Genomic DNA, 17170 nt, shown 5'->3' with positions numbered 1-17170 from the left:
GAGGCTGGTAGGGCCTCATCGCGAGCAAGCTCGCTCCCACATTGGATTCAGGTGCAACACAGATCCCCTGTGGGAGCGAGCTTGCTCGCGATGGCGGCCTCAAATTCGACAGACATTTCGGATCGGGTCGGCAACCCCTCCATATCCCCACGGCTCTGTACCGCGCGGCTGCCGATCCAGTTGGCACGCTGCACTGCGTCGCTGAAGCTGTGGTTCTCCAGCAGCGCACTGATCATGCCCACTGCAAAACCATCGCCGGCACCGACAGTATCGATCACCTGGGCCACCGGCACCGCCGCGACAAAACCCTGATCCAGAGGGGTCCGGTAGTAAGCGCCGTGAGCACCGAGCTTGATCGCCACGGCTTCGGCGCCCCGGTCCAGATAGAACGCGGCGATGTCGGCCGGGTCTTCGAAGCCGGTGAGCAAGCGACCTTCACTCAATCCCGGCAGGACCCAGTGGGCGAGGGCGGCCAGCTGGTTGATTTCAGTGATCATCTGTTGCTCGCTGGCCCACAGGGCCGGACGCAGATTAGGATCGAACGACACGCTGCGACCGGCCGCGCGCATTTGCGTCATTAGCTCGCGGGACAGCTCACGGGCCGTGTCCGACAGCGCCGGCGGGATGCCGGTCGCATGCAGGTGCCGGGCCTGCAGCAGCTGCGGGTGGATCCCTTCGATCGACAGATGACTGGCGGCCGAACCCCGGCGGAAGTACTCCACCTGGGGATCCGCGCCAGCCTCTTCGCGGGACTTGAACTGAAAGCCGGTCGGGTGCAACGGATCGACCTGGACATGGGCGCAGTCCAGACCTTCGCCTTGCAGCGTATCGAGCACGAAGCGCCCCAGGGAGTCGGCGCCGACCCGGCTCAACCAGGCCACCTTGAAGCCCAGCCGCGACAGGCCGATGGCGACGTTGCTGTCGGCCCCGGCGATGCGTTTGTGAAAGTTCCGGACCTGCGCCAGGTCGCCGGTTTGCTCGGCGACGAACATGGCCATGGTTTCGCCGAACGACAGGATATCGATCTCAGACATGGGCGCTCTCCAAGTGGGTCTGGCCCAGTCGGGCGAGGACGGCAACATGCTCGGTGGTCAATTGCAGCAGATCATCGGCTTGCAGCGGGTATTCCGCCGCTCGGGTAACGCCTTGGGTCATATGCCGCAGCAGTTGTTCCCACTGATGTAAATCGTCGGGGCCGGGCGGGATCGCCACCAGCTTGCTGTCGGCCCTGCGGGTGACGGCCTTGCAATGCACGTAGCCGACATGCCGGCCGAGCAGGCGCGCGGCGGTGGCGGCCGATTGGTCCTGCCAGTGCCAGTTGCCGATATCGAAGGTCATTTGCACCGGCAGCTGGTGTTGTTCGACCTGGGCAAAAAATCGCTGGAATGGCTCGATGCGTCCGCCCCGGATGGTCTGGTCGTTTTCCACCAGCAGCTGGACAGGGTGCTGCGCCAGACAGGCGGCAAGACTGTCGAGATCGTTGTTGTCGGTGAAGTAACCCAACGAGACCTTCAACCATTTTGCGCCGAAGGATTGTGCCCGTTTCAAGGTTGCGGCCAGCAACGGATTGGGTTGCCACCGACCAGCGACCCAAAGCTCCAGCGGCGAAGAAAACACCGCCTCAAGGCCCTGTTGTTCGATGGCCCGGGCCAGTTCCCGCGGGTCTTCGGCGGTGAGCAGTTCTTCACGCCATTCGATGCGTGTAGCCCCGGCCCTGGCCAGTACCTCGACGAATGCCAGTTGCCCACGCTGGCGAACCAGATCGGCGCCGTAGCTGGAAAGGCTAATGGAGACAGGTGATGTATTCATTGTTATTGACCTCTGAAACCGGTTTCATTTTAGTGCAAAATAATAGCTGCGCCGATGTCCCGTAGCAGCTGGCGAAGCCTGCGTTCGGCTGCGCAGCAGTCGTAATCCAGCTACCGCGTTGTACTTGAGCTACCGCGATGGCAGGTTTTACGGCGGCTACGCCACCGAACGCAGCCTTCGGCAGCTGCTACGAAGGGTGTTGCTACGAAGGGTGTTGCTGCACGCTCTTCAATTGCGTCGATCCCCGAACCATCAACTGCGCAGCAAAATCCAGGGTTCGCACCGGCCCGTCATCCCCGCGCAAGCGCTTGAGCAGACAATCAAACGCACTGGCGCCAATAGCTTCGGTCGGTTGGGCGAGGGCAGTAATGCCGCTGCCTACCAGCGGGTACCAGTCCAGGTCATCCAGGGCGATCAAACCAATCTCCTCGAACAACCGGCAACCCAGCTCGCGCAGCGCAGTCGTCGCGGCCAGTGCGGCAATACCGTTGGCGCAGAACAGGGCTTTCGCGCCGGGGCCGGGAGTGGCGAGAAAGGCTTGCAGACGCGCCGTCAGCTCAGCGCCAGTCTCGACCACAGCGCCATGCAGGGTCGGGCGTTGAATAATTTCGGAGGTGAAGCTGCTGACCCGTTCGATCCGCGAGCTGGTGCCGTCATAGGGTTCGCTGACCATCAGCACGTCGCGATAGCCTTGCTCTTCCAGGTGCGCCAGGGCGGTGTGGACCGCAGCGGAGTTGTCCAGTCCGACCAGATCGCTGTGCAACTGCTCGACCTTGCGATCCACCAGCACCATGGGCATTTCCCGGTGCAGTTCGCGCAATTGGTCCGGATGACGGCCCAGGGTGTTCACGATCAAACCTTCGATGTTGTACGAGCGCAGCGCCGCCAGATGCTGGCGTTCCTGCTCGTCATCGCGGTCGGTGTTGCACACCACCAGGCTGTAGCCGTGCTGGCGGCAGGCGGTTTCCACGCCATGCATCACGGCAATCGAATAAGGGTTGCGGATATCGGCCACCAACATGCCGATCAGACGGGTGCGCCCGCGTTTCAGGCCGCGGGCCATCTGGTTCGGGCGATAACCCAGCTCGCTGATCGCCTGCTCGATGCGCAAGGCAATGGCATCGGAGAGCAGGGCGCGGTCTTCACCGATAAAACGCGACACGCTGGCCTTGGAGACCCCGGCGCGTTCGGCGACATCGAGCATGGTCACGCGGCTGCGTTGGGCGGCGGAGAAAGTGTTCACGGTGCACGACCTTTTTATTGGAGTTATCGGGATGCAGCGGCTGTCTTCGCTGAAACCGGTTTCAGAAGACACCAAAACCCAATAGGTCGTCAAGAGGGATGAAGGAGGGAGTGAAAGAAAAGTTGCAGCCGGACTACCTATATCGCGGGCAAGCTAAGGGAACACTCGCTTGATGCAAAGAAAATCTAATGTGCGGGCTTGCTCGTGATGAACGATGACACGATTCACCTGATAGACCGCGGCGTCTGCATCGCGAGCAAGCCCGCTCCCACACCAGGCCGGTGAGTCTTTGGAGATTGCATCATGACTTACCGGCAAGAAACCCGCGCAAAGCGCTCTGCGGCGACAGGATTTAGCACTGGGGCGACCATGAGGGCCTTACGCTCACAAACTCAACCACGCTGACCCCAGCAATATCCGCGCTTATCGTGTAGGGAAGGCACACATTAAAACCGAATGCAACTAGCAGTTCTGTGAGGTGTGGTCGCGACTTTATAAGCGTAGAAGTACTGACATTAACTACGCAGGGAGCGCGAACATGACCCAATTCTCGAATAGCCTCTCGGAAACCTCGGCCACCACCTGGCAGATCTGCAGTCCGGGCAATCTGCAGGGGAGAAGAACCAACCCTACGACAGCGCTCCTGACCTGGGATGAGCCCTACTCGACGTGTCATTTGTGCCCTGATGCAGTGGGATATGAAGTGTCTGGCGACGGCATCGACACAGTGACCGTGTCCCGGCCGCCCTGTGAAATAACGGGTCTGAAAGCTGATGTCGAGTACAGCCTTTCTGTCTACGCGATGGCGGCAGGCAATAACCGGTCGCAGCCGAGCGAGGCTCACATTGGTATAAGTCCCGGCAAACCAGGCAACCTGCGAGTCCGCAGGATCACAGGCACATCGGCTTCGTTGAGCTGGACCGCACCGCCCACAACCGTCCCGATTTCTGCCTATGTGATCTATTGCGATGAAGAATTCGTTGCTTCTGTTCGTGGGCTTGATTATCTGGTTACTGGGTTGATGAACGCTACCTCCCACACCTTTCAAGTCAGGGCCATGACTACATCTGGAAGTCTTTCTGAGGCAGCCACTGCAACGCCGCCAAATCCACCCACCAACCTTGAGGTTGTAGCCACAACACCGTCGAGCGTTACATTCACTTGGGACGGGGCAAATGGGGTGACCGGTTACGAGATTTCGGTCAATGACACGGTGGTCGACACCATCGTGCAAACCAGCTTTGTGGTGCGCAACCCGGCAGGCGCGTACTTCAGTTTTTCGGTACGCGCTCGGGATGCGGCCGGTAACGTCTCGCAGGCTGAGGCACAAAGTACGCCTAATCCTGATCGTGAGCCGCCGGCACGGCCACCCGGCTTGCGTTTGCTCAGCAGTACCTACACCTCGGTGACCCTGGGCTGGGACGTATCGACGGACAATGTCGGAGTGACGGGTTATCGGTTTTTCAGCCCGGACGGAACCCAGACCGATATTCAAACGACCAGCTACACAGTGACCGGCCTGCAACCCGGGGTTGTTTATTACTGCGCAGTCCGCGCCTACGACGCGGCGGGCAATCTCTCCGACGTCAGTTCCCTTGACGTGTCACCTGGTGATCGTCAGGCGCCAACGATTCCGACAAACCTGAGGGTGATCGATGACGTGACCTGGTTGACTGTGGCCTGGGATCCGTCTGAGGATAATATTGGGGTCAAAGGCTATGCCGTCCGTGTGAGCACCTTGTCAGACGATGAAGTGTTGTCTGATACAACCGATCAGACCCGCTACACGATGAAAGATTTGCTGAAAAATATGGGTTACATCTTTAGTGTCAGGGCCTTTGACGTGACAGGTAATCTCTCGGAACCTGCCCGGAGGCTGGTGACAAATCCCTTTTTCCTGAGGCTTATCTCCACTCAAGTGGGTTTGAACCCGAACGATAGAGTCGGCCTTACCCTGAACGTACAAGATGAATACGGTTTCCCTGCCTCTGGTGCCGATGTCGAGTGGCAAATTGGAGGGGGCCTGACGCTGGACGAGACTTCTGGAAAAACGGATGCAAGTGGATATTGTTTGAACAGTTTTACGGCGCCTGCGGATGGACTTGATTACGCAAACCAAATTCGTCTGGAAGCAAAGTGCGTTGGCAAGTCGAGGGCCATATGGTTTCGTGCATCGGGTGTTAGCGCCTCGCCGCTCAATCCATCATTTTCTTCCAGTGTGAGGGTGACTGTGTGGGTCTTCGATGCGGCCGGAAAACCTTTGGAAGGGGCGGTTGTAAAGTGGAGTGGCGCAAGAGGCATTGGTGTGCAGTATACCGAGAGCATCACTGACAGCACAGGAGCGGCGGGCAATGCTGCTTTTAACAACAACGCGAATATCGCTCCGATGGGCAAAGTGAGCGCCAAAGTCGAAGGCAGAACGTACTATTCCCAGACGATAAAGTGGCGTGAGAAAACGCACCCTATTGAAATCAGTCAATGGGAGGCTCCAGTCAACTAAACAACCCCGCCGCGATATTGATCGAGAAGCCCAATATCGCGGTATTGAACACAAACCCGATCAACGACTGCGCCAGCACAATCTTGCGCAGTCCCCGGGTGGCCACCCCGACATCCGCGGTTTGCACCGCGACGCTGACGGTGAAGGAGAAATACAGAAAGTCCCAGTAATCGGGATTGGTCTCGCCTTCGGCAAAGCGCAGTGCCGGTTGCTGGCCATTCCAGGTGTAGAAAAGCCGCGCGTAATGCAGGCTGAAGATCACCCCGGTCAGCAGCCAGGAGCCGATCACCGTCAAACCGGTGAAGCCGTAACGCAGGAGTTTGTGGGTGGTGTCCAGGTCTTTGCTGCCAGCCAGTTCGAAGGTAATGGCGGCGAGGCTGGCGATTGCTGCAATGCTCACCGTTAACAGCACCAGTCCGGCATTTTCGTCTTCGACCTCGGCAATTCGTTTAACATCAGTGGCTTGCGAACGTAATGTCAGCCAGAACATTAGCATCAGGTAGATCCAGACCCCCGCATTCCAGCCGATAAGGATTTTGCTGATAACCGCATCGGCCGGAACCAGAATGCCGACGGCCGCGCCGAGCAGGGCGGCGGCGGTCAGGCGCGGGTGGGTGCGGGCGAGGTGAGGCATGGGGGCTCGATATGATAGGGCTTTACCGCACCATAGCAGGCAACCAAGCTTTTGTAGGAGCTGCCGCAGGCTGCGATCTTTTGATCTTCAGCATTTTGGATGCCTTCAAAAGATCGCAGCCTTCGGCAGCTCCTACGCCGACCGCGTTGATCCGTCAGCTTTTATGGCGACCTTTGACCAGCTTCATCACCACCACAAAAAACACCGGCACGAACACCACCGCCATGGTCGCGGTGATCATTCCGCCGATAACCCCGGTGCCGATGGCTTGCTGGCTCGCCGAACTGGCGCCGGTGGCAATCGCCAGTGGCACCACCCCGAGGATGAACGCCAGCGAGGTCATGACGATCGGACGCAGTCGCAGGCGCGCGGCTTGCACCGTGGCGTCGATCAGGTCGTGGCCTTCGTCGTACAGGCTCTTGGCGAACTCGATGATCAGGATCGCGTTCTTCGCCGACAGACCGATGATGGTGATCAGCCCGACCTTGAAGAACACATCATTGGGCATCCCCCGCAGGGTCACGGCCAGCACCGCGCCGAGCACCCCCAGCGGCACCACCAGCAACACCGAAGTGGGAATCGACCAGCTCTCGTACAACGCCGCCAGACACAGGAACACAATCAGCAGCGACAGCCCGAGCAGGATCGGCGCCTGGGCGCCGGAAAGGCGTTCCTGCAACGACAGCCCGGTCCATTCCTGGCCCAGGCCCGTGGGCAATTGCGCCACCAGCCGCTGGACTTCCGCCATCGCTTCGCCAGTGCTGTAGCCGGGCGCCGGCTCCCCGGAAATGCTGATGGCCGGGTAGCCGTTGTAGCGGGTCAACTGCGCCGGGCCCTGGGTCCACTTGGCCTGGACGAAGGCCGACAACGGCACCATTTCCCCGCTGTTGTTGCGCACATGCATCTTCAGCAAGTCGGCCACCTGGCTGCGTTGATCGCCTTGTGCCTGCACCACCACCCGCTGCATCCGGCCCTGGTTGGGGAAGTCGTTGATATAAGCCGAACCCACCGCGGTGGACAGCACATTGCCAATATCGGCAAAGGCGATGCCCAAGGCGTTGGCCTGCTTGCGGTCGACTTCCAGTTGCACCTGCGGCGCCTCGGCCAGGGCGCTTTCGCGGACATTGGCGAGGATCGGGCTCTTCTCGGCGGCTGCCAGCAGTTCGGTGCGCGCTTGCATCAGCGCGGCATGGCCGACGCCGCCACGGTCTTGCAGGCGGAATTCGAAACCGCTGGAGGTGCCGAGACCGTCGACTGGCGGCGGCAGTACGGCATAAGCCACCGCGTCCTTGATCTGGCTGAGGGCGATATTGGCCCGGTCGGCGATCGAGGCGGCGGAGTCGTCACTGCCGCGCTCCGACCAGTCCTTGAGCGTGGTAAAGGCCAGCGCCGCGTTCTGCCCGCTGCCGGAAAAACTGAAGCCGAGGATCACCGTGCTGTCGCCCACCCCGGGCTCGCTGGCGTTGTGCGCTTCGATCTGTTCCACCACCTGCACCGTGCGGTTCTTGCTCGCGCCTGGTGGCAACTGGATGTCGGTGATGGTGTAGCCCTGGTCTTCTACTGGCAGGAACGAGGAGGGCAGGCGGCTGAAGCACAGCCCCAGGCCGATCAGCAGCACAACGTAGATCAGCAGGTAACGCCCGGTGCGTTTCAGCGCGTAGACCACCCCGCGCTGATAGCTGTTGCTCAGTTGCTCGAAGCGCCGGTTGAACCAGCCGAAGAAACCGCCCCTGGCGTGATGGTCACCCTGGGCAATCGGTTTGAGCAGGGTCGCGCACAGGGCCGGGGTCAAGGTCAGGGCGAGGAACGCCGAGAACAGAATCGAGGTGGCCATGGACAACGAGAACTGCTGGTAGATCACCCCCACCGAACCCGGCATGAAGGCCATCGGGATAAACACCGCCACCAGCACCAGGGTGATGCCGATAATTGCCCCGGTGATCTGCTTCATCGCCTTGCGCGTCGCTTCCTTGGGCGACAAGCCCTCGGTGGCCATGATCCGCTCGACGTTCTCCACCACCACAATGGCGTCGTCCACCAGGATCCCGATGGCCAGGACCATGCCGAACATGGTCAGCACGTTGATCGAGAAACCCAGCGCGAGCATGGTCGCGAAGGTGCCCATCAGCGCCACCGGCACCACCAGGGTCGGGATCAGCGTGTAGCGGATGTTCTGCAGGAACAGGAACATCACCGCAAACACCAGCAGCATCGCTTCGCCCAGGGTGTAAAGCACTTTGGTGATCGAGACTTTGACGAAGGGTGAAGTGTCGTAAGGGATCTTGTATTCCACTCCGACCGGGAAATACTGCGCCAGCTCATCCATCTTCGCCCGGACCAGGGTCGCAGTGCTCAGGGCATTGGCCCCCGGCGCCAGCTGGACGCTGACAGCAGTCGATGGCTTGCCGTTGAGACGGGTGGAGAACTGGTATTCCTGGCTGCCGATCTCGACCCGGGCGACATCGCCGATGCGCACGGTGGAGCCATCGGGATGAGCGCGCAGGACGATGTCGGCGAACTCTTCGGGGCTCGACAATTGGCCTTTGACCAGCACTGTCGCGGTGATTTCCTGGGTCGAGCGGGTCGGCAGGTCGCCGATGCTGCCGGCTGAAATCTGCGCGTTCTGCGCCGCAATGGCTGCGTTGACATCGGCCGGGGTCAGGTTGAAACCCACCAGCTTCTGCGGGTCGATCCAGATGCGCATGGCCCGCTCGGCGCCATACAGCTGCGCCTTGCCGACGCCTTCGATACGACGGATCTCGTTCATCACGTTGCGCGCCAGGTAGTCGCTGAGCGCCACGTTGTCGAATTTGCCGTCACTGGAGGTCAGGGTGATCAGCAACAGGAAACCGGCCGAGACCTTCTCCACTTGCAAGCCTTGCTGGGTCACTGCTTGCGGCAGGCGCGGCTCTACTGCCTTGAGGCGGTTCTGCACGTCGACCTGAGCCATTTCCGGGTGAGTGCCGGGCTGGAAGGTCGCGGTGATGGTGGCGCTGCCGAGGCTGCTCTGGGATTCGAAATACAGCAGGTTGTCAGCGCCGTTGAGCTGTTCCTCGATCAGACTGACGACACCTTCGTCCACCGTTTGCGCCGAAGCGCCGGGGTAGGTGGCGTAGATTTCGACTTTCGGCGGCGCGACGTTGGGGTACTGCGCTACCGGCAACTGCGGGATGGCCAGGGCGCCGGCCAGCAGGATGAACAGCGCGACCACCCAGGCGAAGATCGGGCGGTCGATAAAGAATTGCGGCATGGGGTTTCCTGTTTACTGAGCAGCCTGGGCAATGGGAAGAGGGCTGTCGTCGATCTGCACTTGCTCGCCGGGCCGTGCGTGCTGCAGGCCTTCGGTGACGATGCGGTCGCCGGGCTTCAAACCGTCGGTGACGATCCAGCGGTCCTGCTGCACCGAAGCCAGCTGCACCGGCTGCTGGCTGACCCGCTGCTCGGCGTCCACCAGCAGCACCTGGGCGATACCGGCGCTGTCACGCAGGATGGCCCGTTGCGGCACGCTGATGCCTTGCTGGTTGACCGCCTGTTCCAGGCGCACGCGGATGAAACTGCCGGGCAGCAGGTCGAGGTCCGGATTGGGAAACTCGCTGCGCAGGATGATCTGGCCGGTGCCCGGGTCGACGCTGATGTCGGCAAACAGTAGTTTGCCCGGCAGCGGATAAAGGCTGCCGTCGTCCTGGATCAAGGTGGCTTTGGCCTGATCCTGACCGACCTGCTGCAGCTGCCCGGCGCGGAAGGCCCGGCGCAGGTCGTTGAGTTCGCGGGTCGACTGGGTCAGGTCGGCGTGGATCGGGTCCAGTTGCTGGATCAGCGCCAGCGGGGTGGTTTCGTTCTGCCCGACCAGGGCGCCTTCAGTGACCAGCGCTCGGCCAATGCGCCCGGAAATCGGCGCGGTGACCGTGGCATAGCCCAGGTTCAGTCTGGCGCGCTGGACCGCAGCCTGATTGGCCGCTACATCAGCGGCGGTCTGCCGGACACTGGCCCGGGCGTTGTCGTAGTCCTGGCCGCTGATGGCATTGCCTTCAACCAACTGGGCGTAGCGCTGCTCCTGCAGGCGCGCCTGGAACGCATTGGCCTCGGCCTTGCGCAGACTGGCCCGGGCGCTGTCGAGGTCGGCCTTGAACGGTGCCGGGTCGATGCGAAACAGCACGTCGCCTTGCTTGACGTCAGTGCCTTCGTTGAAAGTGCGCTGCAGCACCACACCGGCCACTCGCGCACGGACTTCGGCCATGCGTGGCGCGGCGATCCGCCCACTCAATTCGCTGCTGATGGACAGCGGCCGGGCCTGGACGGTCTCGATCCGGACGCTGGCCAGTGGTGGCTGTTCTTCGGCGATGGAGGCCTTGTCGCAAGCGCTCAGCATCACTGCCAGTGCAATCAGGCCAGGCTTTGCGAACAGGTTCTTTGACATGTGAATACCCCACGATTGACCCCGGCATGCTACGGGCAGCCGCCGAGGTTAGCGGTGAAGCTTTGTAGGGGCTCTGTGAAATTGTGTGAAGGTTTTGCTCAGGGGCGTGCGCGCGCGTATATCCTTGACGGCTTGATTACTGGTGGCGCATTCCCCGTAGCAGCTGGCGAAGCCTGCGTTCGGCGGCGCAGCCGTCGTAAACCCGACAACTGTGATTTACCTGTAGAAACGCGATTGCAGATTTTACGACCGCTACGCGGCCGAACGCAGGCTTCGCCAGCTGCTACGAGTAAGCGTTGCCCTTAGCCTTTTTTAAGTGAACAGACATCAATCCATGCCCAACATCCTCCTGGTCGAAGACGACTCCGCGCTTTGCGAACTGATCGCCAGCTACCTCGAACGCAACGGCTATCACGTCAGCGTGCTCAACCGGGGCGACCAGGTGCGCGAACGTGCCCGCTCGAACCCGCCGGATCTGGTGATCCTCGACCTGATGCTGCCGGGCCTCGATGGCCTGCAAGTCTGCCGCTTGCTGCGGGCCGACTCGGCGAGCCTGCCGATCCTGATGCTCACCGCCCGTGACGACAGTCACGATCAAGTCCTGGGCCTGGAAATGGGCGCCGACGACTACGTCACCAAACCCTGCGAGCCGCGGGTATTGCTGGCGCGAGTGCGCACCTTGCTGCGCCGCAGCAGTCTGAATGAACCGCAAACCGCCAGCGACCGGATCCTCATCGGCAACCTGTGCATCGACCTGTCGGAACGCAGCGTGACCTGGCGCGCACGACCGGTGGAGTTGTCCAGTGGGGAATACAACCTGCTGGTGGTGCTGGCCCGCCACGCCGGCGAAGTGCTGAGCCGCGACCAGATTCTGCAACGCCTGCGCGGCATCGAGTTCAACGGCACCGACCGCTCGGTGGACGTGGCCATCTCCAAGCTGCGGCGCAAGTTCGACGACCACGCCGGTGAAGCCCGCAAGATCAAGACGGTGTGGGGCCGGGGCTACCTGTTCAGTCGTTCCGAGTGGGAATGCTGAGCCGATGCTGCGAATCCTCATCCGGCTGTACCTGATCACCATCGTCACCTTCAGTGCGGCGATCTATCTGATACCCGACCTGGTGATCAAGGTCTTTCACGAGCGTTTTGTGAACTACAACCTCGACCAGTCCCGCGGCCTGCAGAACCTGATCGTCAAACAGTTTCACGGGGTGCCCGCCGCGCAATGGCCAGCCCTGGCGGCGGAACTGGATCTGGAGTTCCGGCCGCTGCAGGTGGTCCTGGTACGCAATGACGACCCAGGCTTCAGCGCCTATGAAACCGAACGCCTGCTGCGTGGCGAGAAGGTCATCCGCATGGGCGACTGGGCCTGGCGCACGCTCGCCGTGGCGCCGCTGGATGAACAGCTGGCGGTCAAGCTGATTGTTCCGCCGGATCCGGCGGACGTCAGCTTGCTCTACTGGAGCATCAACGTGCTGATCGGCGCAGCGTTGCTGGCCTGCCTGCTGATTTGGCTGCGCCCGCACTGGCGCGATCTGGAGCGCTTGAAAGGCACTGCCGAGCGCTTCGGCAAGGGCCAGTTGAGCGAGCGCACGCAGATTTCCCCAAGCTCCAACATCGGCAGCCTGGCCCATGTCTTCGACACCATGGCTGCCGACATCGAAAACCTGCTCAACCAGCAGCGCGACCTGCTCAACGCGGTGTCCCACGAATTGCGCACGCCGCTGACCCGGCTCGACTTCGGCCTGGCGCTGGCGCTGTCCGACGACTTGCCGACGGCCAGTCGCGAACGCCTGCAGGGATTGGTCGCGCACATTCGCGAACTGGATGAGCTGGTGCTGGAACTGCTGTCCTACAGCCGCCTGCAAAACCCGGCACGGGTGCCGGAGCAGGTGCAGGTGTCCCTCGATGAGTTTATCGACAGCATTCTGGGTAGCGTCGACGAAGAGCTGCAATCCCCCCACATCGTCATCGATGTCTTGCTGCATGGCCTGTACGAGCGCTTTGTCCTTGATCCACGGCTGACCGCCCGCGCCATCCAGAACCTGCTGCGCAATGCCATGCGCTACTGCGAAAAGCGCATCCAGGTCGGCGTCCATGTGTGCTCGAAAGGCTGTGAGATCTGGGTCGAGGACGACGGCATCGGCATTCCCGACGACGAACGGGAACGGATCTTCGAACCCTTCTACCGCCTCGACCGCAGCCGCGACCGCGCCACCGGCGGTTTCGGCCTCGGCCTGGCGATCAGCCGCCGGGCGCTGGAAGCCCAAGGCGGAACGTTGACGGTAGAAGCTTCACCGCTGGGTGGGGCGCGGTTCAGGTTGTGGTTGCCGATGGCGGGGTGAACCCAAAAGATCGCAGCCTGCGGCAGCTCCTACGGATTTGCGTTCACTCCGCGGTCGGTGCAGGAGCTGCCGATAGGCTGCGATCTTTTCGGGTTACCTGGAGATTCAAGCCTGAGCTCAAACACTCAACCTGCTTCTAACCAACTGCGCCATGGCCTCCATCTCCAACGGCGGGTTACGCCCGATCAGCATGTAGGCGTAGGCCATGTCCGACCAGTAGACGATATTCATTGCGCGCCGTTGCTCCTGCGCCGGCTCGCGGTTGCCTACGGTCGAGCGGGTGATGCACAGCGCCAGCGGCCCATGAAGGGGGTCCAGATAGATTATCTGGGCAATCGGCACGCCATTGTGTTCGAGCAGTTGTGCGCGTTTGAGTGCCGGCCTCGGGAGCTTCAGCTGCGCCGGTTCCAGCGTCAGGCCCAGGCGCTGGCCGATGGTCTGCAGCTGCGCCCGCTGCGAGGCTTCGTCGGCGGGCAGGTGCTCCAGGGTTTGCGGGGTGTAGAGGGCCATGGAGTCGGCCACCTGATTACGCCAGTGGGTCGCAACCTTGGGGGATGAGGTCTGCCAGCCGAGGTATAGCCGATCCGCGGCGATCCCGGCGAGCAGAAAACCTGCCGCCGTCCCGATGAAACGGCGGCGGGTCCATGGCGCGCTGGCAGCGGGAGCCGGCTCCGTGAGCTTCGTCGCCAGTCGGTTCCGGGGCACCTGATCGTGCGAGTCCGCATAGGCGCTCTGGTACGGCATGTCGCTGCTGGACAGCCACTCAAGCCGCTGTTCCAGGCTTTCGTCATTGGCCAGTGCGGAATCGATCCGCAGGCGCTCCTCGCTGCTCAATTGGCCATCGAGGTAGGCCACCAACTCTTCATCCGAGGGCCCGGGTCGCGAGGGTTGATCGGTCATCGCCGTTCTCCTGTGGAGGGGCTGGGCACTGAGTGCAGAATCAGCGCATCACCCCGTAGCAGCTGCCGAAGGCTGCGTTCGAGCGCGCAGCGGTCGTAAAATCATACACCGCGTTTTTCCAGGCTGAGCGCAATAGCCGAACTACGACCGCTTCGGTCGAGCGCGACCCCGGTCCGAACGCAGCCTTCGGCAGCTGCTACGGATCAGTCAGTCCCGCTTTTGGCCAATGCACTGGCTTACGGCCAGTCACAATGCCTTGTTATAGTTCTGCCTTCATTAAAGATCAGTAAAGGATCACTGCATGTCCGACTACCAAGCCTTCCACGTCGAACTGACGGACAACATCGCCCATGTGCAGATCAACCGTCCGGAAAAAATCAATTCGATGAACGCGGTGTTCTGGAGCGAAATCATCGAGATCTTCCAGTGGATCGACGACACCGATGAAGTCCGGGTAGTGGTGCTCAGTGGGGCCGGCAAACATTTCTCTTCCGGTATCGATCTGATGATGCTGGCCTCGGTGGCCAATGAACTGGGTAAGGACGTCGGCCGCAACGCGCGCCTGTTGCGGCGCAAGATCCTGCAACTGCAAGCGTCCTTCAATGCTGTCGACAACTGCCGCAAACCGGTGCTTGCCGCGATCCAGGGCTACTGTCTGGGCGGGGCTATCGATCTGATTGCCGCCTGTGACATGCGTTATGCCAGCGAAGATGCGCAATTCTCGATCAAGGAAATCGACATGGGCATGGCTGCCGACGTCGGCACCCTGCAACGGTTGCCACGGATTATCGGCGACGGCATGCTGCGTGAACTGGCTTACACCGGGCGTACCCTGGGAGCCGCAGAAGCGCGTAGCATTGGCCTGGTCAACCGCACCTACCCGGATGCGGCCAGCCTGCTCGACGGCGTGATGAGCATCGCCTGGGAAATTGCCGGCAAATCGCCGATTGCGATTGCCGGAACCAAAGAGATGATCAGTTACATGCGCGATCACAGCATTAACGACGGCCTGGAATACATTGCTACCTGGAACGCCGCCATGCTGCAATCCACCGATTTGCGGGTGGCCATGGCCGCGCAGATGAGCAAGCAGAACCCCGAATTTCTGGATTGATAAAAAATGACTTCACGCTGGACCACTGCAGTACTGGATACCGACATTGCCGGCGGCTGGGCTGTGGCGCGCAGCCGCGACGGTTTTCTGTTCGATGACAACGGCGCGCTGTTCCCGCGGGAATGGCTCAAGCGCCAGGACCTGTCGATCCTGGCTGAGCATGGGATCGGCCATCTGGATGGCGAGCCGGTTTACCTGCTGGAACTCAACAGCTCATCCGAGGTGTCGGGTTGTCGCTGGCAAGGTCTGCGGGCGTTTATGCTCGAGGGTGATCATACGGTCTACAAAGTGCTGGGTTACGCCGCGCAGATCGGCACCTGGGCCCGTGAACATCGCTTCTGCGGCAACTGCGGCCAGGCCATGCAGCAGATTCCCCGGGAGCGCGCGATGTACTGCGAACCCTGCGATCTGCGGCATTACCCACGAATATCGCCGAGCATGATTGTGCTGATTACCCGCGGCGATGAAGTGTTGCTGGCACGCTCGCCGCGTTTTGTCCCCGGGGTCTACAGCACTCTGGCCGGCTTCGCCGAGCCTGGCGAGTCGGCCGAGGATTGCCTGATTCGAGAGGTGCGCGAAGAGGTACAGATCGAGGTCAGGAACATCCAGTACCTGGGCAGCCAGTGCTGGCCGTTCCCGCACTCGATGATGCTCGGGTTCCATGCCGAGTACGCCGGCGGCGAGATCGTCCCCCAGGAGGACGAGATCGAGGATGCGCAGTGGTTCAACATCCATGCGCTGCCGCCGTTGCCGGCATCGCGCTCGATTGCCCGCTACCTGATCGACATCTATGTGGCGCGGCGCCTAGGCCAGGCTGAACCAGTGTTGCCAGGCTAGGCGCACGGTCAAGCCCAGGACTACGGTGATGAACACCGGGCGAATGAACTTCGCGCCACCGCTGATGGCGGTGCGCGCGCCGAAGAATGCGCCGACCATCACCGACAGGCCCATGCTCAGGCCGATGATCCAGTCCACCTGACCGGAAAAAATGAACACCGACAGCGCCGCGATGTTGCTGACGAAGTTCATGCTGCGGGCCACGCCGCTGGCCTTGACCAGATCGATGGGGTACATCAGCAGGCTGCTTACGGTCCAGAACGCACCGGTGCCGGGGCCGGCCACTCCGTCATAGAAACCCAGGGTGAAGCCCTGGCTCGACTGCCACTTCTTCTTGATTGGCGCGTCGCTGTCCAGCGGCGCTTTTGGCGTGCCGCCAAACAACAGGTAGACCCCACAGGCGAAGACGATCACCGGCAGCATCTTGTTCAGCCAGTCGGCCGGCAGGTAATGCGCCACCACCGCGCCGGTCAATGCGCCCACCAGGGTCCCGACTATCGCGTGCAGCCACTGGCGCGGGTGAAACAGCTTGCGCCGGTAGAAGGTGAAACTGGCGATGGCCGAGCCGAAGCTGGCGCTGAGTTTGTTGGTGCCGAGCACCAGATGCGGTGGCAAACCGGCGGTGAGCAGGGCCGGGGTGGTCAGCAGGCCACCACCGCCGGCAATGGCATCGATAAAACCGGCAATAAAGGCAACAAGGACAAGAATGGCGAGGGTCGCGAGGTCTACGCTGAGTTCCAGAGGCATGGGATCGACTTATTCGGCGGGGCGCAGAAGAGGCTGCGCGAAAGGCCGGTATATTACCCCTATGTTTTACTTGCGGCGACTGTTGCAGAGCATTTGCGGGGCGAGCCCCAATGTTCGCCAGGCTCAGGAATCATCCCTCACCCAACCCTCTCCCCAGGGGGCATAGGTATCTACACAACTTTGAAATACGGTGAAGAACTACGCCCGTAGCAGCTGCCGAGCCTGCGAGGCTGCGTTCGAGGACGCAGTCCTCGCAAATCCTGTGCTCGCGGTTTACCTGAAAGAGCCTGCGAGGCTGCGTTTCGAGCCGGGCTCGCGCTCGACCGCAGTCCTCGCAATGCCTGCGTACGCGGTTTACTTGAAAGAACCCATTGCCTGATTTCACGCCTGCTTCGCAGTCGAACGCAGCCTCGCAGGCTCGGCAGCTGCTACGACGGTCAGCTCCCACCGGCGGATGCCACACCGGCACCCACTGTTGGCCGGGTGGAAGCGCTGGCTTGATTGCATCAGGACGGCCACGGGGTTGCAGGTGCCCCCGGTCTTTTCGGCGGACACCACCATCGCCAGGATCAAAAGATCGCAGCCTGCGGCAGCTCCTACACGGGGAATGGCGGTCACCCACGATAG

At 61.5% G+C, this 17170-nt stretch carries 13 protein-coding genes; 5 read left to right on the top strand and 8 right to left on the bottom strand.

Features of this window, described 5'->3' with window-relative positions:
* Positions 1-47: 47 nt before the first annotated feature.
* From F8N21_RS13485 to F8N21_RS13475, 3 genes are all read right to left on the bottom strand, one after another.
* Positions 48-1034 (bottom strand): sugar kinase, encoded by a 987-nt coding sequence (locus F8N21_RS13485; protein WP_150642613.1) that lies wholly within the window; start codon positions 1032-1034, stop codon positions 48-50.
* Positions 1027-1809, bottom strand: coding sequence for a sugar phosphate isomerase/epimerase family protein (locus F8N21_RS13480; protein ID WP_150642612.1), 783 nt, complete (start codon positions 1807-1809; stop codon positions 1027-1029). Before F8N21_RS13480 ends, F8N21_RS13485 begins: the two co-directional genes overlap by 8 nt.
* 202 nt (positions 1810-2011) lie before the next feature.
* Entirely contained in the window at positions 2012-3052 is a 1041-nt protein-coding gene (locus F8N21_RS13475) for a LacI family DNA-binding transcriptional regulator (protein ID WP_150642611.1), read from the bottom strand.
* Between the two features lie 538 nt (positions 3053-3590).
* Between F8N21_RS13475 and F8N21_RS13470 the strand changes: the two genes are divergently transcribed.
* Positions 3591-5552, top strand: coding sequence for a fibronectin type III domain-containing protein (locus tag F8N21_RS13470; RefSeq protein ID WP_150642610.1), 1962 nt, complete (start codon positions 3591-3593; stop codon positions 5550-5552).
* Here F8N21_RS13470 and F8N21_RS13465 read toward each other — a convergent pair.
* The 3 genes from F8N21_RS13465 to F8N21_RS13455 all read right to left on the bottom strand — a co-directional run bounded on the left by F8N21_RS13465 (position 5545) and on the right by F8N21_RS13455 (position 10603).
* Positions 5545-6186, bottom strand: coding sequence for a DUF1345 domain-containing protein (locus F8N21_RS13465; protein ID WP_150642609.1), 642 nt, complete (start codon positions 6184-6186; stop codon positions 5545-5547). The two genes, F8N21_RS13470 and F8N21_RS13465, sit on opposite strands and share 8 nt — an antisense overlap.
* Positions 6187-6340: 154 nt before the next feature.
* Positions 6341-9436, bottom strand: a complete 3096-nt coding sequence (locus tag F8N21_RS13460; RefSeq protein WP_150642608.1) for an efflux RND transporter permease subunit — start codon at positions 9434-9436, stop codon at positions 6341-6343.
* 12 nt (positions 9437-9448) lie between these two features.
* Complete coding sequence (locus tag F8N21_RS13455; RefSeq protein WP_150642607.1) at positions 9449-10603, bottom strand: efflux RND transporter periplasmic adaptor subunit; 1155 nt, start codon at positions 10601-10603, stop codon at positions 9449-9451.
* 334 nt (positions 10604-10937) lie between these two features.
* On the opposite strand from F8N21_RS13455, the gene F8N21_RS13450 reads away from it, so the two are divergent.
* A complete protein-coding gene (locus tag F8N21_RS13450) occupies positions 10938-11639 on the top strand; it encodes a response regulator transcription factor (RefSeq protein WP_150642606.1) in 702 nt (233 codons plus the stop codon).
* Positions 11640-11643: 4 nt separating this feature from the next.
* Positions 11644-12945, top strand: a complete 1302-nt coding sequence (locus F8N21_RS13445) for an ATP-binding protein (RefSeq protein WP_150642605.1) — start codon at positions 11644-11646, stop codon at positions 12943-12945.
* Positions 12946-13062: 117 nt separating this feature from the next.
* Here the strand turns inward: F8N21_RS13445 and F8N21_RS13440 are convergent, their stop codons facing one another.
* Complete coding sequence (locus F8N21_RS13440; protein ID WP_150642604.1) at positions 13063-13845, bottom strand: anti-sigma factor family protein; 783 nt, start codon at positions 13843-13845, stop codon at positions 13063-13065.
* Between the two features lie 301 nt (positions 13846-14146).
* Between F8N21_RS13440 and F8N21_RS13435 the strand changes: the two genes are divergently transcribed.
* Positions 14147-14959, top strand: coding sequence for a crotonase/enoyl-CoA hydratase family protein (locus F8N21_RS13435; protein ID WP_150642603.1), 813 nt, complete (start codon positions 14147-14149; stop codon positions 14957-14959).
* A 6-nt stretch (positions 14960-14965) separates the two neighbouring features.
* A complete protein-coding gene (gene nudC / locus F8N21_RS13430) occupies positions 14966-15796 on the top strand; it encodes an NAD(+) diphosphatase (protein ID WP_150642602.1) in 831 nt (276 codons plus the stop codon).
* Here nudC and F8N21_RS13425 read toward each other — a convergent pair.
* On the bottom strand, positions 15764-16543 hold the full coding sequence (locus tag F8N21_RS13425) for a TSUP family transporter (RefSeq protein ID WP_150642601.1): 780 nt from the start codon (positions 16541-16543) through the stop codon (positions 15764-15766). The two genes, nudC and F8N21_RS13425, sit on opposite strands and share 33 nt — an antisense overlap.
* Between the last annotated feature and the right edge of the window lie 627 nt (positions 16544-17170).

The organism is Pseudomonas fluorescens, assembly GCF_902497895.1.
Lineage (GTDB): Bacteria > Pseudomonadota > Gammaproteobacteria > Pseudomonadales > Pseudomonadaceae > Aquipseudomonas > Aquipseudomonas fluorescens_BP.
The sequence above is the reverse complement of the archived record's forward strand: the minus strand, read 5'-3'. Positions and strand labels throughout refer to the sequence as shown.